This window comes from Collinsella sp. TF06-26 (genome assembly GCF_002232035.1).
Classification (GTDB): Bacteria; Actinomycetota; Coriobacteriia; order Coriobacteriales; family Coriobacteriaceae; genus Collinsella.
Genome location: NZ_NKXR01000011.1, coordinates 42,891 through 65,222 on the forward strand (window position 1 = coordinate 42,891; position 22,332 = coordinate 65,222).

Annotated in this window: 17 protein-coding genes and 1 tRNA gene; 7 read left to right on the plus strand and 11 right to left on the minus strand. The window is 61.0% G+C overall.

The features are described from left to right. Positions 1-16: 16 nt before the first annotated feature. Both CHY22_RS07160 and dnaX read right to left on the minus strand, forming a co-directional pair. Positions 17-277: a hypothetical protein gene (locus tag CHY22_RS07160; RefSeq protein ID WP_089573259.1), complete on the minus strand. Its 261-nt coding sequence runs from the start codon at positions 275-277 to the stop codon at positions 17-19. A 54-nt stretch (positions 278-331) separates the two neighbouring features. Next, positions 332-2,812, minus strand: a complete 2,481-nt coding sequence (gene dnaX, locus CHY22_RS07165; RefSeq protein ID WP_168170436.1) for a DNA polymerase III subunit gamma/tau — start codon at positions 2,810-2,812, stop codon at positions 332-334. Between the two features lie 116 nt (positions 2,813-2,928). Here dnaX and CHY22_RS07170 point away from each other — a divergent pair, with 116 nt between their 5' ends. Then, positions 2,929-3,645: a hypothetical protein gene (locus CHY22_RS07170; RefSeq protein WP_089573261.1), complete on the plus strand. Its 717-nt coding sequence runs from the start codon at positions 2,929-2,931 to the stop codon at positions 3,643-3,645. A gap of 105 nt (positions 3,646-3,750) precedes the next feature. On the opposite strand, the gene CHY22_RS07175 is transcribed toward CHY22_RS07170, so the two are convergent. From CHY22_RS07175 to CHY22_RS07195, 6 genes are all read right to left on the minus strand, one after another. Next, on the minus strand, positions 3,751-4,410 hold the full coding sequence (locus CHY22_RS07175) for a DUF5028 domain-containing protein (RefSeq protein WP_089573262.1): 660 nt from the start codon (positions 4,408-4,410) through the stop codon (positions 3,751-3,753). 5 nt (positions 4,411-4,415) lie between these two features. Continuing rightward, complete coding sequence (locus tag CHY22_RS07180; RefSeq protein ID WP_089573263.1) at positions 4,416-5,060, minus strand: ATP-binding cassette domain-containing protein; 645 nt, start codon at positions 5,058-5,060, stop codon at positions 4,416-4,418. Beyond that, on the minus strand, positions 5,057-5,854 hold the full coding sequence (locus tag CHY22_RS07185) for a hypothetical protein (RefSeq protein ID WP_143759220.1): 798 nt from the start codon (positions 5,852-5,854) through the stop codon (positions 5,057-5,059). Before CHY22_RS07185 ends, CHY22_RS07180 begins: the two co-directional genes overlap by 4 nt. 38 nt (positions 5,855-5,892) lie before the next feature. Then, the gene (locus tag CHY22_RS07190) at positions 5,893-6,774 is read right to left on the minus strand and encodes a hypothetical protein (RefSeq protein WP_089573265.1); all 882 of its coding nucleotides are present in this window, start codon (positions 6,772-6,774) and stop codon (positions 5,893-5,895) included. 54 nt (positions 6,775-6,828) lie between these two features. Continuing rightward, complete coding sequence (locus CHY22_RS09975; RefSeq protein ID WP_124785772.1) at positions 6,829-7,341, minus strand: hypothetical protein; 513 nt, start codon at positions 7,339-7,341, stop codon at positions 6,829-6,831. Positions 7,342-7,450: 109 nt separating this feature from the next. Then, complete coding sequence (locus tag CHY22_RS07195) at positions 7,451-9,586, minus strand: LuxR C-terminal-related transcriptional regulator (RefSeq protein WP_158551214.1); 2,136 nt, start codon at positions 9,584-9,586, stop codon at positions 7,451-7,453. A gap of 438 nt (positions 9,587-10,024) precedes the next feature. On the opposite strand from CHY22_RS07195, the gene CHY22_RS07200 reads away from it, so the two are divergent. The 6 genes from CHY22_RS07200 to pknB all read left to right on the plus strand — a co-directional run bounded on the left by CHY22_RS07200 (position 10,025) and on the right by pknB (position 20,229). Then, on the plus strand, positions 10,025-11,878 hold the full coding sequence (locus CHY22_RS07200; RefSeq protein ID WP_089573267.1) for a serine/threonine-protein kinase: 1,854 nt from the start codon (positions 10,025-10,027) through the stop codon (positions 11,876-11,878). Beyond that, positions 11,875-12,888 carry an FhaA domain-containing protein gene (locus CHY22_RS07205; RefSeq protein WP_089573268.1) on the plus strand — a complete coding sequence of 338 codons (1,014 nt, stop codon included), beginning with the start codon at positions 11,875-11,877 and terminating at the stop codon, positions 12,886-12,888. The genes CHY22_RS07200 and CHY22_RS07205 overlap by 4 nt, the downstream gene beginning before the upstream one ends. Positions 12,889-12,894: 6 nt before the next feature. Continuing rightward, positions 12,895-13,311: an FHA domain-containing protein gene (locus CHY22_RS07210; RefSeq protein WP_006235180.1), complete on the plus strand. Its 417-nt coding sequence runs from the start codon at positions 12,895-12,897 to the stop codon at positions 13,309-13,311. Then, the gene (locus CHY22_RS07215; RefSeq protein WP_089573269.1) at positions 13,308-15,242 is read left to right on the plus strand and encodes a Stp1/IreP family PP2C-type Ser/Thr phosphatase; all 1,935 of its coding nucleotides are present in this window, start codon (positions 13,308-13,310) and stop codon (positions 15,240-15,242) included. The genes CHY22_RS07210 and CHY22_RS07215 overlap by 4 nt, the downstream gene beginning before the upstream one ends. A 16-nt stretch (positions 15,243-15,258) precedes the next feature. Then, on the plus strand, positions 15,259-18,129 hold the full coding sequence (locus CHY22_RS07220) for an FtsW/RodA/SpoVE family cell cycle protein (protein WP_089573270.1): 2,871 nt from the start codon (positions 15,259-15,261) through the stop codon (positions 18,127-18,129). 132 nt (positions 18,130-18,261) lie between these two features. Next, on the plus strand, positions 18,262-20,229 hold the full coding sequence (gene pknB, locus CHY22_RS07225) for a Stk1 family PASTA domain-containing Ser/Thr kinase (RefSeq protein ID WP_089573271.1): 1,968 nt from the start codon (positions 18,262-18,264) through the stop codon (positions 20,227-20,229). Between the two features lie 280 nt (positions 20,230-20,509). Here pknB and CHY22_RS07230 read toward each other — a convergent pair. The 3 genes from CHY22_RS07230 to CHY22_RS07240 form a co-directional block, all read right to left on the minus strand. Further along, positions 20,510-20,585: transfer RNA gene (locus CHY22_RS07230), tRNA-Arg, on the minus strand. A 305-nt stretch (positions 20,586-20,890) separates the two neighbouring features. Next, the gene (locus tag CHY22_RS07235) at positions 20,891-21,289 is read right to left on the minus strand and encodes a DUF956 family protein (RefSeq protein ID WP_089573272.1); all 399 of its coding nucleotides are present in this window, start codon (positions 21,287-21,289) and stop codon (positions 20,891-20,893) included. A 120-nt stretch (positions 21,290-21,409) separates the two neighbouring features. Further along, positions 21,410-22,330, minus strand: coding sequence for a PTS system mannose/fructose/sorbose family transporter subunit IID (locus CHY22_RS07240; protein WP_089573273.1), 921 nt, complete (start codon positions 22,328-22,330; stop codon positions 21,410-21,412). Positions 22,331-22,332: the final 2 nt, after the last annotated feature.

Below are 22,332 nucleotides of genomic sequence, written 5' to 3' on the forward strand. Positions count from 1 at the left end.
GCCGAGTCGGAAGAGACTAGGCATAGACTCGTCCGCCTTCGTAGGCAAAACGCAGGATGAGCGGGGCATTGTTACGCACGAAATCATCGAGTTCTTTGAGGTCCGCTTCGCTAAAGCCCTCATGTGACACCCAATTGAATGCCGGCAAGATACACTCCGCCGCGTCAAAACCCCAATCGCGCGGGCGCTCCACAACGACCTTCACCGTGTTGTCCTCACGGACTTCGGAATACGAAACTTGCGTATCGTCCTCGAGGCGGACATATTCCCACATCATAAGCTCGCTCCGTTCAAAGAAGTCTCTTCCTGAGCAGTATACCCGCCCGTACAGCTACTCCACCGGTTTGAAGATGGTGGACTGGCCGAAGACGCTGCGGATGAGGGCTTTGGCCTCGTCCTCGGTCTGCGGGATGCTTGGGGCTGCGCCTTGATGGCCGAAGGGGCTGCCCGCGCCGGGGTTGGACTCCCAGGGAGCCGCAGGAGCGTCCTCCTCTTTGGGGGCAGTTGCAGCGGGCTTGGGCGCGGACGCCGCACCCGGCACGTCGAACGGAGGCAGATCGTCCCCACCAGCATCGGCAACAAAACCGCCAACCATGGCATCGTCGTAGGGAACCTGCTCGGATTCCCATGGCGCAGACGGCGCGGCGGGCTGAGCCTTGGGAGCGGACGCGCGCTCGGGCGCTCGGGGCGCGGGCTCGGTCGGGAGCTTGCCCGTGGCAGGAGCGCCGGCGGGGTTGTCGGAGCGCAGCCAGGGGGCTTTGCCCAGGTCAGACGACTTGGGCGCGGGCGAGGCAGGCTTGGGCGCGGGTGTCGGAGCAGCCGGTTTGGCCATGACGGGCTTAGGCGCCGACGGGGTCGGCGCCGCTATCGGTGCTGCTTTTGGCTGCGTCGCGCTGGCGCTCGAGGATGCAGGGGCCGCCGAGGACACGGGCTGCGGGTCCGCAGATACCGCAGCCCGTGCAGATGGAGAATGCTCCTCATGTTGAGGAGCCGGCGTGCCACCCCCATCCAGGACATAGTCGACGGTACGACGACCGAAGACCGCACTGACTGTCGGCAGGACCACCGACTGCGTGTCGGCGCGTCCAAGCATCTTGATGGCAAAGGTCGAGCCCGCGGGGAACGAGACCGTGAGCCTGGAGCCGTCGTCAGCCGTGGCGCGGGCATTGAGCAAAAGCCCCGCGTAGGAAGCCTGACGCGCCTTGACACGCTCGACAACCTCGGCCCATTTGCGCTGCAGCTCTCCGGCATCCTCGACCGCGGGCGTCTCGGCAGTACCGGCGGCGGCAACCTGGGCGGCATTGTTGGACTGGGGCTTAGGTGCCGGAGCGGTGGCAGGCGCGGGAGCCGCAACGGGCTGAGGCGTCGGAGTCGGCGCAGGCTGAGGTGCAGGCGCTGCAGGCTTGGAAGCTGACACGGACGCAGAACGGGACGCAGGCTGGGCAGCCGGAACAGCAGCACCACGGTCCCAAGGCATACCGCCCTGGCGCGCGGACGTAGCAGCGGGGGCAGCGGATGCCGCCGGAGCGGCAGCACGAGCGCCCGAAATTAGCGTCGGCTGTTGGGCAGCAGCGGGTACGGATGCTGCAGGCGCGGCGGCCTGAGCAGCAGCCACGCTCGCCGGCACGGCGCCGTTGGCAACCATGGCCTCCAAGCGGGCCACGCGCTCGGCCAATGCCTCAATCGTTAAATCGGCCTCGGGACGTGCCAGGCGCGTGCAGGCGATCTCGAGCACCAGGCGCACGTCGCTCGCGCCCCTCATCTCCAGTGCGGCATCGTCGAGCACCGTCAGCACACGGGCCAGGCGGTCGGCAGGATGCTCGCCAAAGGCAGCGGCCTCGGCAGCAAGCGCCTCGGCCTGCTCGGAGCCGCCCTCAAACAGCTCGGCACGGGCACCGGCAACGCAGGCAACGTACACGTCACGCACATGCGCCACCAGGTCGCGCGTCAGCTCCAGCAGGTCGTTTCCTTCCTCGACCTGCGCACGGATCAGTCCATAGAGCTCGGCAACATCGCGATCGGCAATGGCGCGGGAAAACTCGCCCAGAATCTGGTCCGAAACCTCGCCTAAAAGCGAGCGGGCGTCGTCCGCATGCACAGAACCGTTGCCAAAGACGCTCAGCTGCTCCAGCGTGGACAACGCGTCGCGCATACCGCCCTTGGCATGGCGCGCCACGATAGCCAGCGCCTCATCGTCGTAATCGAAGCCCTCCTGCTCGCACACGTAGGACAGGCGATGCGCAATATCCTCGTTGCCGATGCGATGGAAATCGAAGCGCTGGCAGCGCGAGAGGATGGTCTCCAGAATCTTTTGCGGGTCGGTGGTGCACAGCACAAAGATCACGTGCGCCGGCGGCTCCTCGAGCGTCTTGAGCAGCGCGTTAAACGCCGCCGTCGTGAGCATGTGGACCTCGTCGATGATATAGATCTTGCACTTGCCGCGCACCGGGGCAAAGTTGACGGAGTTGATGATTTCCTCGCGCACATTGTCCACGCCCGTGCGGGAGGCGGCATCGAGCTCGTAGACATCGGGGTGGTTACCCTCGGCAATGAGCTCGCACTCCTCGCAAGTACCGTCGGGCATGCAGCCGCTTGCACCCTCGGCGCGCGCCGCCTCGGCATTGCGGCACAGCAGCGCCTTGGCCAGAATGCGCGCCATGGTGGTCTTGCCCGTGCCGCGCGGTCCGCAGAACAGGTAGGCGTGGGACAGGCGCCCCTCGGTGATGGCGTGCTCGAGCGTCGAGACGATATGCTGCTGGCCCACCACGGAGTCAAAGGTGAGCGGGCGATACTTTCGGTACAACGATTCCATGGGTGCTCCCCCGGGTATACTGAGTCTTGTTGCCGCGGCGGCCATGCGGTCGCACGGCATACTGCATTCCATAATAACCCGTACGGCGAGCCCGCCGCGATAGGAGTCCAAAGAGCATGGCAGACGCAGAGAGCAACCTCGTTCCCTCCGAAGCAGCCGACCAGGTCGAGGTCGCGCTCGAGGAGCAGGCCGCAGCCGACGACGGCATCCTGTACCTCAACGAGTACCAATACGAAAACGACCTCGTCACCGACTTCGCCCGCCTGGTCGCCTCGCCCAGGCGTCGCGGCTCGCTGTATGTCGCCGCGGCAATTGCCGCGCTCATCGGCATCGGCATGCTGGTGGCCGGCGGCAACTGGATCAAGTTTGGCGTCGTCTTGATCGTATTCGGCGCCTTTTTGGCCTGGTGGAGCAAAAACCTGCACCACACCCTCGCCCGCGACTTTATCGACGCCGTTGAGGCCGACGAGTCCATGGGTGGCCGCTATCGCCGCGTCGCCGCCAACGAGGACGGCCTGATGGTTTGGGGCACGAGCGGCAAGTCGCAGTTCTTCCCGTTTGAAAAGCTCGACCACGTGCTCGACGGCGAGCGCATCTTTGTGGCCATGTTCGCCGACCAGGGCGTGACGATCCCTAAGGACACCTTTGTCCGCGGCGATGCCGAGCAGTTCGGTCCCTTCCTTAAGGCGCGCATCAACAAAAAACTCCGCATCGAGACCAAACGCAAGAAGATGAAGGCAGAAAAGGCCGCTGCCGAAGCAAAACAGGGCGACAAGCCCCAGGAGACCAAGGGCAAGCAGCGCAAGCAGAAGAAGAGCAAGAAGAAGCGGTAGGCCGGCCGACACCGAAGGCGCCTCGTCCCGCGCCCGATTCCGGGCCGGGGCGCCTGGAATCGGGCGCGCGTACCGCCAATGGACCCGTTTTGCCTTGCTCTCGAGCTATTTCACTTCAAACCTTAAGAGCCTCCGCTCCGGCAGATCGGTCATCTTCATCGTGTAAGTCCCGGGAAATGCTTTCTCAAAACGGACGGTCTCGTAACCTTCGAAATAGTCGTTGGTGTTCTGCATCATAAATGGGACGAGCAACTCGTTTTCTGCCCCAACCTCCACGGCAAACGCAGCAGAGCCGCCAAGGACCGGCATGGCTTGCGTTATCAGATCGGTATTGACTACAAAATCATAGTTTGGCGCAGACTCCGGAACCAGATGCCAAACATACGCTTTGATTCCACCGTCGATATTATCCCTATTTCTGACACGCATCTTTACGGCGATAACGCACGTGATGTCGGCATCCTTCAGTCTCGTTTTCGTATCCACGGTGCCATATTTTGAATAATCGTCATGTGCTCGTTTGAGATACTCGCGCGGCGTGAGCAACTCTGCCCCGTCTATGCAAAACGAATACCCATCAGTCACCACATCCTTCGACCCCAGAAACGCTCCATCCATCGAGAGCCATTCGCCCTCCGCGTAATATTTCTCAGGAATGACCGTCCGGTTCCCGTTAACGACGCTCACCCTCATGCCCGCAAGGCCGGCAGCAGCACAGCAAAAAAGCGCGAGCGCCGATCTTCTCATCCACAGGGTCTTCTTCATCGCGCTCACGACCTTTCCCGAACTTTCACAACGGCACCGTCGCGCATGCAGTAAACCCGATCGGCCAGTTCCTCGAGCACCTCTCCGTCATGGCTGGACAGAAGGACCTCACGACCCGTTGATGCCGCCATCGCCACAACGCGCTTGAGCATTTCAACGCCCGCTTCGTCGAGGGCATTCGTTGGCTCATCGAGAACAAGCAGCTTCGGCTTCTCCATAATTGCCGCAGCTATCCCCAGACGCTGCTTCATCCCAAGCGAGTATGCTCGGAACTTCTTTTTTTCGTCTGCATCGAGCCCCACGAGCCGCAGGGCAGAGCGAATGTCCTCGGGGGTGGCAACGCCCTTGATCTGAGCGATGAGCTTCAGATTGTCGTAGCCAGACAGATATCCCAAAAAGGAAGGCGCCTCGATCAACATCCCCAGACTCGGCGGGAACGAGATGTCCGCCCCAAGCCTTTGGCCATCGATAGAGATTTCGCCTTCGGTAGGCTTGATCAACCCGCAAACCGCTCGCATGAGCATGGTCTTACCCGAACCGTTTATCCCCTGAAGCCCGACCACAGTCCCAGGGTCAACCTCGATGGACACGTTGCGCAGGACATCGTTTTTACCCATGCGCTTCGATACGCCCCTTACGATCACACTCATATCTTGTCCCCCTTTTCTATAAGGTCGGCCCTTCGAAACCACAGTCCACCCAACGATAGGCATAACGACATAATCACAATTGAAAACAAGCCACTCGAGCCCGCCGCGATTCCATCTTTGACAATTCCGCCCCAGCGCAACAGCATCAAGGCGTTACCCAATAGCGCCCAATGTCGTGCATATGCCGAGCAGATCAGGTAGCTCATTAAAACCACAAACGAGACTGACGACCCAAGCACAAACCCAACCGCTGCCTGCGCAAACGCAAGCGCCTCAAAAGCAAATAAGAGACCTATGAAAAACGGCAGCGCATCTGCCTCGGCAGCTTTGAGAAACCACGGCGCCAAATTAGCCAGTTGAAGCGACTCACCATGAATGACCGCGCTGAACGAGGAGCTCACCACCAAGCTCCAAATCACAACAGAGCAAACCACCACGAGCAGTGAAAATGCCGTTACTGCCGCCACCAAGATAAAACGCGAGACCCACCAAAGGGTTCTTGCCCGGCATCGAACAAGCGCTTGCAAACCAAACCCGTGCAACGATTCGGTCGGATAGTCGAGTGTTGTATAGAGAATAAGCAGAATGAGAAATAGCCATCCTAGCGGAGGCACAAACATGACCCCGGGCCTAGGCTCAAACGGAGCAGATCCGGCAAACACGAGCGCAAGATTATCCGCAAACCCCAAGGTATCCGTTCTAACCCCATACACAGAAGACAATCCGTAGGCGTACACCAAGTTCGCAACGGTCACTGCCGCAATTGCAATAAAAGTGATGATGTTCTTCTTCAAAACGGTCCTCAGGTCCGCGGCGACCAGCCTAAACAGCATCAGACCACCTCGCGTCTTTTCCACGCCCCAGAAAAAGCCAACGAAGCAAGGGTCAATAATATGATTTCCGCAAAACCGGCTCGAATGTCTGGCCAGTTATTCAGCGATTCCGACCTGATGCTGTTGAGGATATTGCAGTTAAACCCCACACAAGCCATTACGCCGAAGATCCAGCCATTTGCAAAATGCCACGCAACCATTAGCAGATACGGGACAATTATCGCTTTGATTCTGCTACGAAACAAAATTGAGAAGCCAGTTACAGCCATGGATAAAGTCCCGAGCGTGACAGCATCGAACAGCGTGTATGCGAGCACATATGACAAAGGATGCGAATAAAATAGACCGGAGAAGTAGCTATGCAGGTAAAGTCCTACGTAAGTCGACTCATCGACCCGAGGAAGATACGCAGGAAAAAGCATCGAGACGATCAGGAAATTGACGAGCAGAGGAATGGCAGTCACTGTAAACGCGGAGAGGAAAGCAGACAGCATCTTTACGTTCACGTACGCCTTTCTGGAAACGCGCGTGCATATCTGCATGTCATAACCACTCAAACGCTCAAAGAGACACGACCAAGATCCAGCCAACATTGCAAGCAGGGGCAGTGCATAGAAAAACACCGACGCAGACAGTGGCGCGTTCGCGCTCACAACAATCCAGTTACCGAAGCTGCTTTCACGTGTTTGACCGAGATAATTTTCGGCTTGCACGCCAACGCCGTAACCAAAAGAAAGAAGGTTGTGGCGCTCTTTTTCCAAATTTGCCCACGGCTCCAGCGCGGCAGCTATTGCAACTGCGACCGCAATCAAGAGAGCAAGGATAAAAGCTGGACGTCTAATCGTTTTCGACAGTTCGTATCTTGCGAGCTTTTGGTTCATACGTCCTCCTCCCCCTTCCGACCCAGAAAGCCGGAAGGGAGCCATTTCAAACAACTATGCGGGAAGCTTGTGGAAATGCCCGACGCAGTCGGGGCTCCATACACCAATAACAGTGCCGTAGCCAGACTCCGCCCATGCAGTCAGTCGCGCCGCAGATCGCCCGTTCTCACGGACGAGGTTATACATTTCCCACTGTCCCTTGTGATTCGAACGATACGTTCCCTGAGTACAATTCATGCTGCCGCTACCGCTTGTGTTATACGCACCGTCTGTATATAACCGAAGCGGATTTCCCGTATGGCCCTGGATATCCAGATAGAGCGATGAGGAATCATCCTTTTGACGGTAGCCAGTTGCACTCGTCCCGGCACATTGAAAACTAAATGCCTTATCGGCATTGTTCGTACAGGTCGTAATTCCCGTATCGGCGTTTTGAGTAATGCTGGAAACCTGAGAGGTGTCAAACTCCTCTTGTGCAAACGATGCAGCGGGAACCCCTAGGGACAGACCAGCTGCAATCACCAAGCCGACTCCGATTCGAGCAATAGCGCTCCTTGGCTTAATCATGGCCTTCTCCAATCAAAAGCGGTTAACAATGCGTCGACGCACGGCAACCTTCGCATGAATAGAGAAAGATGTCTGTAAACACCCGCTATTGAGTTGATTGCTCAGGCGTTTACACGTTGTTTACCTGCGATAACAATAAAATTAGCTCCGCCTTATTCTTGATCTTCAACTGGCGGTAAGATGCAGACCGCAGCGCTTGCACCGTAGATGCAGCGTAACCGACATCCTCCGCAATGGCCTTTGTCGTTGCCCCCTCTGCCGTCATCAGCAAAATTTGCGACTGAACATCAGAAAGGGAGCGCGACGTAAGCAGGGCCAGCTGGCGCACGCGGGCCGTTTCGGTGGACCCGTTCGCCCGGTACTCCAAGACGGCCTTCTCGTCCTCAACCGAGCGGGCGAGCGCGATGTGCGTAACGAACATGGGCACAGACCAGCAAACAATCACCGTTGCCACGACGACATTGACAGCCGAACTTTGCCCCAACAACGACGCGAGGAACAACGGCTCGAAAACCGTCAGATCCTGCACCATATTGAGCAAGACAGCCCAAACAGGAGCCGTCGCCCCGAAGCAAAGCATCCATATCCCAAGCATTTTGCGCTGCGGACAGCTTCGCATCACTATATATGTGAGCAGCACCCCCGTCAGCACCGCAAGTCCATGGATTCGCCCCCTAGCGACCGCATAGATTAAGGCAACCATGCCCATTGACACCAACGGCACGATAGCCCGAGCATGGGCATGCACCTTAAACGGACGCAGCCCAACAGCGAGCGAAGCCGTAGACGCCACGCCGCAAAACAGGACCGGCACAGCCATCAACGGAACGCGTATGCACATCAATGCCGCGATATAGATAAAAGACCATTCCACAGCAGATAGCACCGCCCATACGTACGGGCTTCCGAGCCAAATCGCTTCACCCGCTCTATCCAGCGCAGCGCCACGATTCGCTTTTCCACCCGCGTAGCGTAGCGACAGAAGCAGTCCGAGACCCAATGCGTAGCTTAAGAGGGAAAAGGCGACAGCCCGCGAAACACCGGACCCCCAATCGCTATCCGCCATTACCAAGGGCCCCGCCGCAAGGAGGATAAAGAATAATGTGAGCAGGTATCGAAACAGCCGGCGCGTTCGAGCTGATGCCACTATATCGTCAGCATGCCGCTGCGGTAGCTCATGCCCTACAGTATCGCCCTCACCCGCAAACAGCGCCACGAGCTCGCGTGAGCCCGCAACCGACGCCTTCCCGTATGCTCGGTGAAGCGTTGTTCTCACCGTCGATGGCTTCGTATCCGTCTCCTTGGCAATTTCCGCCGGCGTTTTCCCTTTGAGCAGCAGTCGAACAAACTGCTCTTCTCTAGGCGACAGGGCAGGGGAAAACACCCCCGCATCGAATGTGTCGGACGCACAGGCGATATCCGAATTGTTGTCCCGTTTCCCCCTTAGCAACATGCATACGAAGGCAGCAGCGATAACGGACCCCATCGCCAGCAATGCAATGACCACGGCATCGCTTGCGAAGTATGCCGCCTCAACAGCCGGAATAAGACCAATAGGAACTGCTACGAGCACAGAACAGGCAAACACGTCGCGCCGCCCATGGCCAAAGGCACGAGGGCGGCAAAACGGCGGGGCCACAGTCAATGCGAGATAGACCAACGGAATTAAAAGCGCAAGGCCAATTGACGCGGCCGTTACAGGGGGCATCCCCCATGGCTCGGGAACGACTCTCCATGAAACTCGACAGCAAAACAGCAGGCAAGACATGACGGCTATTGTTTCTGTAAAAATCGCGTCCTGCGGGTGACGAGTTTCCCTTTCGTCAGTCCGTGTCGACCTCTGCGTCAAAGGAGAGTCCGCCGTGCCCCAAATAACATATGAGAGAAGCAGCGACCCAACAAAGCACGAGACACACGAAACGCCATGTAACAACCAAATCGGTGCAAACACGATTGGAATAGAGTCTCCGCGAGCATAGAAAGCCAGGTCGGCCCATTCGGGAACCGTTGCAATAACACCAAGGAAAACACCGATGGCACCGAGATGCCTCGGCCTTCTCATTCCCCCCTTGCATAGCGCAGCACCATGAACAAACGCCGCGAGGCATGCGCCCAGGATAACGAGCCAGGTCATTGCACCTGACGCTAGGCCGATTGAAGATGAAAACCGGTGATAAGGGGTGACCGCCATTACGACAAGCGCAATGGCGCAGGCAAATGTAGCAGAACGGCGGGAAAAGAGCATACGGCCTCCATAGCGTGTCATTATATCGCTCGAGCCGCTCGTTTATCTCTGTTCTCACACCAGCCAGCATCAATGATTCAGGCGAACTCCAATCCGCGCCAGATCACGGTCCGGCTTTTGTTCGCAGTCCCCACATCAAAGCGGGATGCGGTTTCCTTTTGGACGCCGATTCGGAAAGTCCGTCCCGTTCCAGGCCAATATTCTGGGATGCAGTTTCCACAGCCCACCCCAATCGGAAAGCGCATCCCATTATTTGGCTGAAAACTGGGATGCGCTTTCCGGACGCGTCGAAACGGAGTCGGATCGATCGGATCACCTCGTCCCCGTTTCCTCGCCATCTTCCTGAGCGTGCTACACTAGCAGCATCTATGCCACCGCGAACGGCTCGGCCCCGCGCCCGCCGCTCGCAAACGAACTTTAAACGCACGAGGGTTGGCCATGCCGCTTTTCTCGCAACATACCGCCCGGTTCTCGCCGGACGTTCCTTTGGAGGGCACCAGCTCTCGCGAGCTGCTCAAGCGGTACCAGCCGCTCGAGACACTTGCGACCGGCGGTTTTGGCTCCATCGAGATCTGCCGCGACACGCACCTGCGCCGCCGCGTCGCCATTAAACGCATCCCCCTTATCAACGGTGCCGGCATGCCCGCTAGCGACATCATGGATGTCCTGCGCGAGGCGCACACTGCCGCCATGCTTCAACATCCCAACATCGTGCAGGTCATCGACTTTACGCATGACACCGCCTATGCCTACCTGGTCATGGAGTATGTCGATGGCATGTCACTTGCCGAGTTTTTGCATCGCGTGGACGGCCACTCGCTCACCTTTGACGAGGCCGCGGCCATTGCCGATGCCCTGGGCCAGGCGCTCACCTTCGCCCATAGCAATGGCGTACTCCACCTGGACATTAAGCCCGCCAACGTGCTCATCGACCACTCGGGCAATGTAAAGCTCACCGACTTTGGCATGGCGCGACTGTCGTCCGCCGGTGGCTTTGGCGGCTCGCGCGGCGGCACCATCGGCTACATGCCGCCCGAGCAGCTCGATATCGAGACCGGCACGGTCGACGAACGCGCCGATGTCTTTGCCCTTGCCTGCGTTATCTATGAGGGCTTGTGCGGCAGCGCTCCCTTTATGGCGGCCACGCCCGCCGACTCGCTCGACCGCATCATCGGCGGCGCCACCTATCCCAGCGAGCTGATACCACACTTTCCCCCGGGAGCCGAGGCCGCGCTCATGAGCGCGCTCTCCCCCATGCCGCAGGACCGCCCCAACAGCATCGAGGCATTTTGCGACCAACTCCTTGCCGGTCTGGGCAGCGTGCGCGAGGGCCGTCGCAGTCTGGAGCAAATGGTTGGCGAGCTTTCGGATGACGAGCAAGAGCTCGACGATATCGAGCCGTCGTACTACGAGGACGACGCCATCGAGGTCGACCCCGCGCTCGGCTGGGCGGGCACGCGCTGGAGCCATGCGCGCGACTACACCATGCACGCTATCTCGGCGCTAACGTGCGGCACCTTTAGCTTTTTGCTGATGCAAACGGCCGGGGTCGCGGCGCTTCCCGGCCTGGTCATTGCGGCCATCGCGATCGGAGCGGCGGCTGGCCTGGCCCCCCAGATTGGCTCGGCCATCTCGGCTGTGGGCTTTTTGGTGCTCATGGCCAACGCCACCATGCAGGCGCAGGGCATCCTGTCGATGTTGCCCGTCGCGGTGATCTTTGCCGCCGCCATGTCCGGTTGGTGGATCGCCTGGGGTCGCACCGAGGCTGCCGCGAGCGCCGCACTCACCTGCGCGCTTGCGCTTGGCTGTCTGACCGGCAATACCTTCCTGGCAGCTGGGGTCACCGCCGGCGTCGCGTCATTTTGGCTCGGCCCGGCAAGCGCCGCCGCGGCAACGGGCATGGGCGCACTTTTTGCCCGTCTGGCCACGGTCGCGCTTTCAGCCGGAGGCGTGCTGGGGCTCGGTAACGTTGCCGCAGCGCTGGGAGACCCACTCCTTTGGGCTGCCTTTGTGCTGGTAGCGGCAACTGCCGCGGCGTCATCTGCGCTGCTCAACGCCCATGCCAAGCGTGCCGATCAGGGCTCAAACCTTGCCGTAATCGCCGCCATCGCTGTCGCCGGCATCGGCTGCGCAGCGGCGTCCTGTCTTGCACACCATATGGAAATTGCCAGCCTTGCAGCCGCGGTCGTCGCCAAGGCGGCGGTTGCGGGAACCCTATCCTCTATAATCGTTGGGATATGCCTATATTTGCTCGGATACCAAAGAACCTATACGGAGAGTGATCTTTCGTGAACTTCCTGAACATCTTCGAGGACCACGTGGCCGGCATCTTCGGTGCCACCCGTGCCCCGTTCTCCTTTAAGAAGCTTGCCAAGCAGGCCGCTCGCGACATGGAGGATCAGACTCTGGTGATCAACGGCGTCAACACGGCGCCGGCACTCTATACCATCCTGATCGCCGCCGACGACGATCCCATGCTCGCCCCGTTCTACCCCGAGCTTTCGCGCGAGGTCCGCGAGTTTGTGAAGGCGCAGGCCGAAAAGCGCCGCTATGTCTTTGTCGGCGAGCCCCTCGTGCGCTTTATGATCGATCCGCAGCTGCGCGCCGGCAAGTTCTCGGTCTTTGCCGAGAACGTCGATGCCCCCACGCTCGGCCGCCTGTACGAAGAAGAGCGCGCCTATCAAAACGGTCTGGGCCAAAACAACTCCGCGGCAAGCCGTGCCGCCAGCGCCCCGCGCGCCGGCCAGCAGCAGTTTGCTGCCCCGCAGCAGCAGCGCCCCGCCGCCATGCCCCAGCAGCAGCCGACGCCTCGCGCCGCCGCTCCCGACCCGCTTGCCGTGGCAGACCCCTTCGCGCCTAGCGTCCCCGACCCCGCCGCAGTACCCATCCCGGTGCCGCAGACCGTCTCGCGCGACGCGCTTGCCGGCATGGGCGGAGCCGCCGCGACCGGTGCCGCCGTGGGCCTAGGCGCCGCAGCCGGCATCGCCTCCAACATGGCGAGCACTCGCGCCCCGCAGCGCCCGCTCGCCCAGCTCGTCGACGTCGTGAGCGGCGAGAGCCATAGCATCACCTCCGCACAGGTGACTATCGGTCGCGAGCGCTCGGTTTCCGATATTGCCCTGCGCGACCCCAACGTGTCGCGCCGCCACGCCCAGCTCACCTTTACGGGCTCGGATTGGTCGATCGAGGACCTCAATTCCACCAACGGCACGCTCGTCAACAACCGCCGCATTACGCGCTGCCCGCTGCGCAACGGCGATCTGCTGACGTTTGGCCTGAGCACCTTTGAATTTAGGGGATAGTCGCTTATGAACATCGATATCGTCCTTTTTGCAGGCCGCATCGTCCTGGTCGCCCTGCTCTATATCTTCCTGTTCGCCGTCATGAAGACCGGCGTGGGACTTGTGCGCGGGCAGCGTCGCGACTCGGCTATCTGGACGATCGATGTGGACAAGGGTCCGCGCGGTATCCGCGGCATCCACGTAGACATGCTCGGCCCCGTCATCGTCGGTCGCTCGCCATCTTCGGACATCTGCATCAACGAACCGTTCGTCTCGGCCTCGCATGCGCGCTTTTCGCTGCAGGGCCCGGCGCTCATCATCGAGGACCTCAACTCGCTTAACGGCACGCTCGTCAACGGCCGCCAGCTTGTGGAGCCCGCAACGCTGCGCGAGGGCGACGAAGTCCAGATTGGCGACGTGGTCATGAAGGTGAACCGTCGATGATCGACGAGGAGAACAAGTCCGCAACCATGACCGAGGCACCGGCTGCTGCCGTAGCTGCACCGGCCCACGCCGCTCCGGCGGACTCCACACCCGTGGAGCCCGAGGACACCGTGTTCTCCCTGCCTCTTTCGCATGTAACGCATGATATTTCGGATCTCGCCGATAACGAGGGCGAAGAGGATGCCGTAGCGGCGCCCATCGGCGCACATGCTGCGGAACAGCCCACAGCGCCCGAAGCAACCCCGGCGCCGGCTCACTTTGCAGAGCCCGTCGCCGCGGCAATCAACGAGAGCGCTGCGGTGTTTGCGGCACCCGAGCCCGCCGCGCCGGCGTTTCCCATAGCCCCAGCATCCGAGGTTGCGCCCGTGTCTACGCCGGCGCCCGAAGCGGGGCCATCCCCCGAGGACGGCCCCGCACCCAAGATCCCGCAGCCTGCGCCCGCAAGCGAGTCCGATACCGTGGCCGAGCCCGCCGCCCAGTCGCAAAGCACGCCCGCGCCGTCGCACTTTGCGACACCCGAGCCTATAGACGTCAGCCTGCAAGACGACGAGTCGACCGCCTGCGCGTCCGAGGAGCCCGGCTCCCCGGACACCGGCGATTCCGAATCAAACGCCGAGACCGACACCGTCTCTCCCGGTGACACAGCCGAGATCGACGTAGCCGCCGTTGAAGCCAAGCTCAAAGACCCCGGCTCGACCATGAGCTTTGAGCCCCTGACCGAGGAGCGCATCGAGACCGACTCGACCTATGATGCCGGCACCACCACGCAACTCATGTGGGGCGCCCGCTCTGACGTTGGCTGCGTACGCCCGCACAATGAGGATTCCTACCTGGTGCAGTCGCCGCTCTTTTGCGTATGCGACGGCATGGGCGGTCACGCCGCCGGCGAGGTAGCCTCTTCCATCGCCGTCGAGACTATTGCCAAGACGGCCCCGCAGTCCGCCGACGCAGCACGCCTGGCCGCAGCCGTCGAGGCAGCCAACGCCGCCGTAATCGAGGCCGCCTTGAATGGCCTGGGCAAGCCCGGCATGGGCTGCACAGCCACTTGCGCCTATATCGAAAACGACACGCTCGCCATCGCCCACGTGGGTGACTCTCGCGCCTACCTGCTCCACGAGGGCACGCTCATCCGCGTGACCCGCGACCACTCCTACGTGGAGGAGCTCGTGGACGCCGGCGAGATTACGGCAGACGAGGCTCGCGTCCACCCCAACCGCTCGGTCATCACCCGTGCGCTGGGCTCGGACCCCGCCATGTATGCCGACCACTTCACCCTGCATATCGAGGAAGGCGACCGCCTGATCCTGTGCTCCGACGGCCTTTCGAGCATGATTCCCGATAGCGATATCGAGAACATCGCCACGCAGTCCTCAACCGCGCAAATCTGCGTCGACAACCTAGTGGACGCGGCGCTTGCCGCCGGCGGCCACGACAACGTGACCGTAGTAGTCGTTGACCTGGTTGACGATGGCGTTATGCGCGAGGCGCAACGCGTGCGTCGCCGCAACATTACTATCGCCGCCATCCTGGCCCTCGTCTTTGTGCTGGCAGCTGGCATCTGGGCCTACACGGGTGTCACCGGCTCGTACTACCTGGGTACCTACCAGGGCAATGTCGCCGTCTGGCGCGGCCTTCCCGGCAAGCCGCTCGGACTCAAGCTCCACTGGCTCGAAAGCGAAACCAGCATCAAGCTGTCCGACCTGCCCGAAGACACGCAAAACCGCCTCAAGGCGGGCATTCCGCAAACAAGTGTCGACGATGCGCAGGACACGATATCCAAGTACCGCCACCAGATCGATGAAGAGCAGACCCGCCAGGTGATCGACGCGCAAACGATTCGCGACAACACCAATCAGGGATCGACCTCCGAATCAGATTCCGAGAAAACCGCCGAACAGTCCGCCGAGGCCGAAGCCTCCGAAAAGAACTAGAAAGGGAGTGCCGCTTATGAGTCGCCGCAACACCGAGCTGCTCTTGCTCATCGCCTCGGCGTTCCCCGTCATCCTGCTGTATGCGATGTACGTGCTCACCGCGGGCGCCGCCATCTCCTTTGAGACGCTCGCGGTGCCGATCGGCCTCTTTGCCGCCTTCGCCGCGGCACATATCGCCGTGCGCATCTTGGCGCCCGGCGCCGACCCCGCCATCCTACCCATCGTATTTATACTTTCGGGCATCGGCATCACGTTCGTGACACGCCTCGCCCCCGCTCTCGCCATCTCACAGCTCATCATCCTGTTTGTCTCGGTGGCGCTCATGGTGGGAACGCTCGCGTTGGTTAAGAACCTCGACGTAGTCATGCGCTACAAGTACACTTTTGGCATTATCGGCATCATTCTGCTGATGCTGCCTATCTTTATCGGCACCACGATCTCGGGCTCCAAGCTGTGGATTCGCATCGCGGGCTTTACCATCCAGCCCGGCGAGTTCGCCAAAGTCTTTATCGTGCTGTTCTTGGCCGGGTACCTGGCCGAGAACCGCGAGCTGCTCTCCATCTCCAACCGCAAGATCCTGGGCTTTAAGATCCCTCGCCTGCGACTGCTGCTGCCGCTGTTTGCCGTGTGGGGCGTTTGCCTACTCGTTGTCGTCTTCGAACGCGACCTGGGTTCGGCCGTGCTGTTCTACACCATCTTCTTGCTGATGCTCTACGTTGCCACGGGTCGATTCTCGTATGTCGTTATCGGCCTTGCGCTCTTGGCCGTCGGCGCCGTGGGCGCCTACAAGTTCCTGTCGCACGTTCAGGTGCGCTTCCAAGTTTGGGTCGATCCGTTTAAGGACGCCCAGGGCCAGGGCTACCAGATCGTCCAGTCGCTCTTCTCGCTTGCCGATGGCGGTCTGGTCGGTGTTGGTATCGGCAACGGCATGGCCAACAACATCCCTGTCGTCGAGTCCGACTTTATCTTCTCTGCCATCGGCGAGGAGATGGGCCTTTTGGGCGGCGGCGCCGTGCTCATCCTGTTTATGCTCTTTGCCGTGCGTGGCCTCACCACGGCTGCCCGCGCTAAATCCGACCTCGCCGCCTTTAGCGCCACGGGCCTTACGGCCGCCATCAGCTTCCAGGCCTTTTTGATCGTGGGCGGCGTTACCCGCCTGATACCGCTGACCGGCGTCACCCTGCCCTTTATGAGCCAGGGCGGTTCCTCGCTGCTGGCAAGCTTTATCATCGTCGCGCTCCTGCTGCGCGCCGGTGACGAAGCAACCGGACGCGAGGCCGAGCTTACCGGCACCGGCACCATGACCGCCATCACCGATGATCAGGCCGCATCCGCCGCCGCCCCGACGGGCACGCGCTTTGCCACCTCGTCTTCCTACGGCAGCGGCAGCCATTCCGTCGGCTCGCGCATGCGCCGTCGCCTGCTCGACACGCCTGAATCCGGTGTGCTCGGCCGCGTGGCGCTCGCCAACCGTCTAACCCGTGCGGTGCTCGCCTTTACGGCGCTGTTCGCCATCCTTATCGGCAACCTCACCTATGTCCAGGTCATCAAGGCCAAGGACTATCAGGACATGCCGACCAACAACCACACCATCGCCCGCTCCAAGTACATCCAGCGCGGTTCCATCATCACGTCCGACGGCGTGACGCTGGCCGAGTCGCTGCAGCAGGAGGACGGCACCTACGTACGCTCCTACCCCAACGGCAACCTGGCAGCGCACGTGGTTGGCTACGTGAGCCAGCAGTATGGCACCACCGCCATCGAGAGTGTCATGAACGACACGCTCACCGGCTCTAAGGATTACTCCAGCTGGAACAACGCCATCGCGTCGCTCGCGGGCCAGACCCAGCCGGGCAACACCGCCAAGCTCACCATCGACTCGCGTATCCAGACGGCGGCCGAGCAGGCGCTCAAGGGCTTTAAGGGCGCTGTAGTGGTCATCGACCCGCGTACCGGTGCGGTGCTCGCATGCGCCAGCTCGCCCACCTATGACAACACCAACATCGACGCCCTGCTGCAGGCGGGCGGCGGCGAGGACGGCTCTATGTACAATCGCGCCATGGACGCGCTGTACACGCCGGGCTCCACGTTTAAGGTCGTTACGCTTTCCGCGGCACTCGAGACCGGTACCGCCAGCCTTACCAGCACCTACCAAGCGCCCGGCTCCATGGACATCGGCAACGCACCGGTCACCAACTATGCCAACGAGAGCTACGGCACCATCAGCCTGCAGCAGGCCTTTGCCGTGTCCTCCAACGTCGTCTTTGGCCAGGTGGCAAACGAAGTTGGCGCAAACACGCTCGTGCAGTTTGCCAACGCCTTTGGCTACGGCCAAAAGCTCGGCCAGGACCTGACCTCCGCGGCCTCCATCATGGCCGACCCGTCGCTCATGACCGAGTGGGAGACCGCCTGGGCCGGCGCCGGCCAGCCTGTCGGCATGGACCACACGCCCGGGCCGCAGACCACCGTCATGCAAAACGCCGTGATTGCCGCCGCCATCGCTAACAGTGGCGTGGTCATGGACCCGTACTTTGTAGCCCAGGTACTCGCCCCGGACGGAACTGTGGTCAAGACCACGCAGTCCCGCTCGCTGGGTCAGGCTGTCAGCTCTGCCACGGCCGACCAGGTCAAGCAGGCCATGCTCGCCGTCGTCCAGTCCGGTACCGGCACCGATGCCCAGGTCCCCGGCGTCAAGGTCGCCGGCAAGACCGGCTCGGCCGAGACCGGCGGCACCAACGTCAACTCGATGTTCGTTGGCTTTGCACCTTACGATTCACCCACGGTCGCCATCTCGGTGGCCTTGGAGGATTACGACAAACACGACGTCAAGGCGGCCAAGATTGCCGGCATCGTCCTGACCGCGGCGCTCGCCGCACAGGGAGCGTGATGCCCATGATCGAATCGGACACCCGAGGCGCGCCGCGGCCGAAGAGTTAGCGGCAACGCGCCACACGGCCCCAGCGGCCACATCGTAGGTACTACACACATCGTTGAGCGAATAGTTATGTTAGGAGCAGGAATGGAACAGAGGGTCCTCGGGGGAAGATACCTCCTCAAGGATAAGGTGGGGACAGGCGGTATGGCGACCGTCTACCGTGCACAGGACCAGGTCCTCGACCGCACGGTAGCCGTCAAGATCATGCTGCCACAGTATGCTGGCGACGCAACCTTCGCCGCACGCTTTAAGCAGGAGGCCCAGGCGGCAGCCGGTCTCTCCTCCCCCTATATCGTGGGCGTCTACGATTGGGGCAAGGACGGCGACACCTATTACATCGTCATGGAGTACCTGCGCGGCACCGACCTTAAGAGCGGCATCAAGAGCCACGGCGCTCTCGACCCCAAGAAGGTCGCCCAGATCGGCTCGCAGATCAGCTCCGCGCTTTCGGTCGCCCACAAGCACGAGATCATCCACCGCGACATCAAGCCGCAGAACATCATGGTGCTGCCCGACGGCAACATCAAGGTGATGGACTTTGGCATCGCGCGCGCCAAGAACAGCCACCTCACGCAAGACAACAACGTGCTGGGAACCGCCCACTACGTCAGTCCCGAGCAGACCCGTGGTCAGGACCTCGGCCCCACCTCGGATATCTACTCGCTGGGCGTCGTGATGTACGAGTGCGCCACCGGCCGCGTGCCCTTTGACGGTGATGACGCCATCTCAGTCGCACTCAAGCAGGTCAACGAGCTGCCTATTCCGCCGAGCCAGATCAACTCCGGTGTCGACGCCGACCTTGAGCGTATCATCCTCAAGTGCATGGAGAAGGACCCGGCAAACCGCTTCCAGACCGCCGACGAGCTGCGTCAGGTGCTCAACAGCTACCTGTCGGGCCGTGCCGTCAACATCTCGGAGCCCACGCGCATCATCGGTGCACCCGGTGAACTGGGCGCCACCAAGACTCGCGAGCTTTCCGATCAGACGCGCGCCATGGTACGTCCCGTCTCGGGCGTGAGCGGCCAGAATACCGCCCGTAGCTCGGTTTCGGGCTCCACCGGCTCCTACGAGGTCGAAAAGCCCAAATCCAACAAGAACAAGATCATCGCCGCCGTGGTGGCAGCCGTTGCCGTCATCGGTATCGTGGTGGCCTTTGCCACAGGACTCTTTGGCGGCGAGCAGGTCACCGTGCCCGATGTGCTGGGCAAGGACCAGCAGACTGCCGTCGAGCAGATCAAGGAAGCCGGCCTCGAGGTCGGCACCATCGACCAAAGCTACAACGACGATATCGACGAGGGCAAGGTCGCCGAGCAGACGCCCAACGGCAAAACCAAGAAGGCCAAGGGCACCAAGGTGAACCTGGTAATCTCCAAGGGCCCCAAGCCCTCCGAGAAGGTCGAGGTTCCCCGGCTTGTCGGCCTGACCAAGGACCAGGCAGAAGCCGCGCTGGCAAGCGTTGGCCTGAAGGGCAACGCCTCCGAGGAGGCCAACGAGGCCGATGAGGGCCAGGTCTTTGAGCAGGGCACCGAACCCGGTAAGGAAGTCGAGAAGGGCACGACCATCTCGTACAAGGTCTCCAGCGGTCCTGACACCACCTCCGTCCCCGATCTGACCGACATGACCGAGGCCCAGGCGCGCAACGCCCTCGATATGGCAGGCTTTGGCGTCGACGTGAGCTACCAGGAGAACGATTCGGTTACCGAGGGCACCGTGATTAGCTGGAACCCCAGCGGCAAGCAGAAGCCTGGCGCCACGATTACCGTCGTCATTGCCAAGAAGTCCGGCAAGGCCAGCGTTCCGGGTAACCTGTACGGCAAGAGCATCTCCGCCGCCGTCACCGCGCTCAACAACGCCGGGTTCTACAACATCGCGTTCTGCGACCAGAACGGCAACCCCGTGAGCGGCAACGAAAACGCCACCGTTACGGGCGTCTCCCCCACCGGCAAGCAGTCCACCGACAACACGATCACGCTGACGGTCGCACTTTCTGGCTCGGGTTCGGGCTCTGGCTCGGGCACGAGCACGGGCGACGATTCCGGTACGACCAACTAGTCGCCGCCCCACCGCCCATTACGGCTCCCGCCGCAAACATATTCGCTCACAGGCGCCCGCTTGCTCCCCCAGCAAGCGGGCGCTTCGTTTTTGACATGACATGAACCAGAAGAGCCCGGTACCGTGACGGTGTACCGGGCTCGATCAATCTCTGGTGTCCCCGGGCGGATTCGAAAACTCCCCCCGCGGGGAAATTGGTGACGCGGGTGTCGACGGTCCGAATCCTGCCCTTAGACCAGAAGAGCCCGGCACCATAGCGGTACCGGGCTCGATATTCCTCTGGTGCCCCCGGGCGGATTCGAACCGTCGACACCCGCTTTAGGAGAGCGGTGCTCTATCCCCTGAGCTACGGAGGCATGTCGTATTAGTGTAGCAGATTTACGCCGCTGTAATGCAGCGTATACCCACTCTTCGAAGTTGCGGTGGAACAGCCCTCCGGAAAGTGCGTCCCACTATCCAGGCAAATTCTGGGTCAGACTTTCCCCATGAGACCTCGCTGGGAAACTGTGACCCAGAATTTCGGCTCGAAACGGGACACGGTTTCCCAAACGACCCCGTTCCGGAAACTACATCCCGGAATCGACGCTCGAACTGGGATGCACTTTCCCGATTGAGCCACATGGGAGACTGCGCCCCACTTTGAGGGGGCGCTCTTTAATGACTACTTGCCTTTGTGGAAAAGGTTTTTGATAACGGAGGGGATGCTCTTGGCGCCCTTGGCCGTCACATCGATAAAGTCGGGCGAACGCACGAGCTTATCCTCGTCGACGTACTTACGGACCGCGCGAAGCGTCTCTTTATCGTCGCGCGTCGAAAACGTAAAGTGACCGTTTTCTTTGGTAAAGATCGCAAAACGCGTAATCTTCTTGGTGCCGCGCAAAACCTCGGCGGCGATGTAGTCGACCTCATCCCACGGGATTTGAATGTAATCCTCGGGATTGCGCTCGTTATAGTACTCGAACGCCTTATTGCCCACCATTATGTTGCCGTGACTGGTAAGCCCCATCAGGCAGGTTGCCGGCGTTGCCAGATCGACCGTGCTGTTTTGAGATTGCGCCATACGCGCCTCGCCCTCCAATAAAAACAATCGGACCGCATCCAGTGTACCCACCGGGTGCGGTCCGTTTCAATGGCTCAAAAGCCCTTGCCTAGCAACTCTCGGTCTTAAGCCGAAGCGTGCTTACATGAAGCCGCAGACGCGACCGATGATGCCGACGGCGAAGAGAGCCAGGATGATGACGATCGGGCTGACCTTCTTCTTGAGGAGCTTGCAGACCAGAAGGGTCAAGCACACGGCGGCAAGGCCGGGGATGAGCTGATCGAGGTTGGCCTGAAGCGTGGTGACCTTCACCGGGTCGAGTGCGGTGGCACCGACAGAGCTGTACATCGACAGCGCCTGCTTGATGCCCTCAGAACCGGCGGGCAGGTTGGCCCAGTCGATATAGGCGCCAGCAGACTGCGTGACCTTGGAGACGACCGGGGTGAAGGAGATGGACACCCAGCGCTCGACCAGGGCGCCGATGATGAACATACCCAGGATGGAAGCACCCTCGGTGACCTTGCCCATCAGACCGCCGGAGAGGTCCTTGGCGATGGAGGAGCCGACCTTGTAGCCAAACTCCTGCGTGTACCACAGGAAGGCGTAACGGATGATGTTCCACGCAAAGAAGAACAGCAGCGGACCGGCGATGCTGCCGGACAGGGCCAGGGAAGCGCCCAGTGCGCCCAGAATCGGGCGAAGGGTGAACCGGAAGGCGGGGTCGCCGACGCCGGCGAGCGGGCCCATCATACCGACCTTGACGCCCTGAATGGCGACGTCGTCAATCGGAGCACCGTTGGCGCGCTCCTCCTCGAGGGCGAGGGTAACGCCAATGACGGGGGCGGAAACATAGGGGTGGGTGTTATAGAACTCCAGGTGGCGCTTAAGAGCGGCAATCTGGTCATCCTTGCTGGTGTAGAGCTTCTTGATCGCAGGGATCATTGCGAAGCACCAGCCGCCGTTCTGCATGCGCTCGTAGTTCCACGAGCCCTGAAGGAACTGATGACGGAAGCAAACCTTCTTACGGTCAGCCTTGGTGAGCTGAATCTTGTTCTCTGCCATAT

Excerpts from the sequence above, each read along its gene's own strand:
- CHY22_RS07240 (WP_089573273.1), bottom strand. The coding sequence starts at position 22,330 with ATGGCAGAGAACAAGATTCAGCTCACCAAGGCTGACCGTAAGAAGGTT.
- CHY22_RS07210 (WP_006235180.1), top strand. The coding sequence starts at position 12,895 with ATGAACATCGATATCGTCCTTTTTGCAGGCCGCATCGTCCTGGTCGCC.
- CHY22_RS09975 (WP_124785772.1), bottom strand. The coding sequence starts at position 7,341 with ATGATTAAGCCAAGGAGCGCTATTGCTCGAATCGGAGTCGGCTTGGTG.
- CHY22_RS07235 (WP_089573272.1), bottom strand. The coding sequence starts at position 21,289 with ATGGCGCAATCTCAAAACAGCACGGTCGATCTGGCAACGCCGGCAACC.
- CHY22_RS07175 (WP_089573262.1), bottom strand. The coding sequence starts at position 4,410 with ATGAAGAAGACCCTGTGGATGAGAAGATCGGCGCTCGCGCTTTTTTGC.
- CHY22_RS07220 (WP_089573270.1), top strand. The coding sequence starts at position 15,259 with ATGAGTCGCCGCAACACCGAGCTGCTCTTGCTCATCGCCTCGGCGTTC.
- pknB (WP_089573271.1), top strand. The coding sequence starts at position 18,262 with ATGGAACAGAGGGTCCTCGGGGGAAGATACCTCCTCAAGGATAAGGTG.
- CHY22_RS07170 (WP_089573261.1), top strand. The coding sequence starts at position 2,929 with ATGGCAGACGCAGAGAGCAACCTCGTTCCCTCCGAAGCAGCCGACCAG.
- CHY22_RS07180 (WP_089573263.1), bottom strand. The coding sequence starts at position 5,060 with ATGAGTGTGATCGTAAGGGGCGTATCGAAGCGCATGGGTAAAAACGAT.
- CHY22_RS07215 (WP_089573269.1), top strand. The coding sequence starts at position 13,308 with ATGATCGACGAGGAGAACAAGTCCGCAACCATGACCGAGGCACCGGCT.
- CHY22_RS07190 (WP_089573265.1), bottom strand. The coding sequence starts at position 6,774 with ATGAACCAAAAGCTCGCAAGATACGAACTGTCGAAAACGATTAGACGT.
- CHY22_RS07200 (WP_089573267.1), top strand. The coding sequence starts at position 10,025 with ATGCCGCTTTTCTCGCAACATACCGCCCGGTTCTCGCCGGACGTTCCT.
- CHY22_RS07160 (WP_089573259.1), bottom strand. The coding sequence starts at position 277 with ATGATGTGGGAATATGTCCGCCTCGAGGACGATACGCAAGTTTCGTAT.
- CHY22_RS07195 (WP_158551214.1), bottom strand. The coding sequence starts at position 9,586 with ATGCTCTTTTCCCGCCGTTCTGCTACATTTGCCTGCGCCATTGCGCTT.
- dnaX (WP_168170436.1), bottom strand. The coding sequence starts at position 2,812 with ATGGAATCGTTGTACCGAAAGTATCGCCCGCTCACCTTTGACTCCGTG.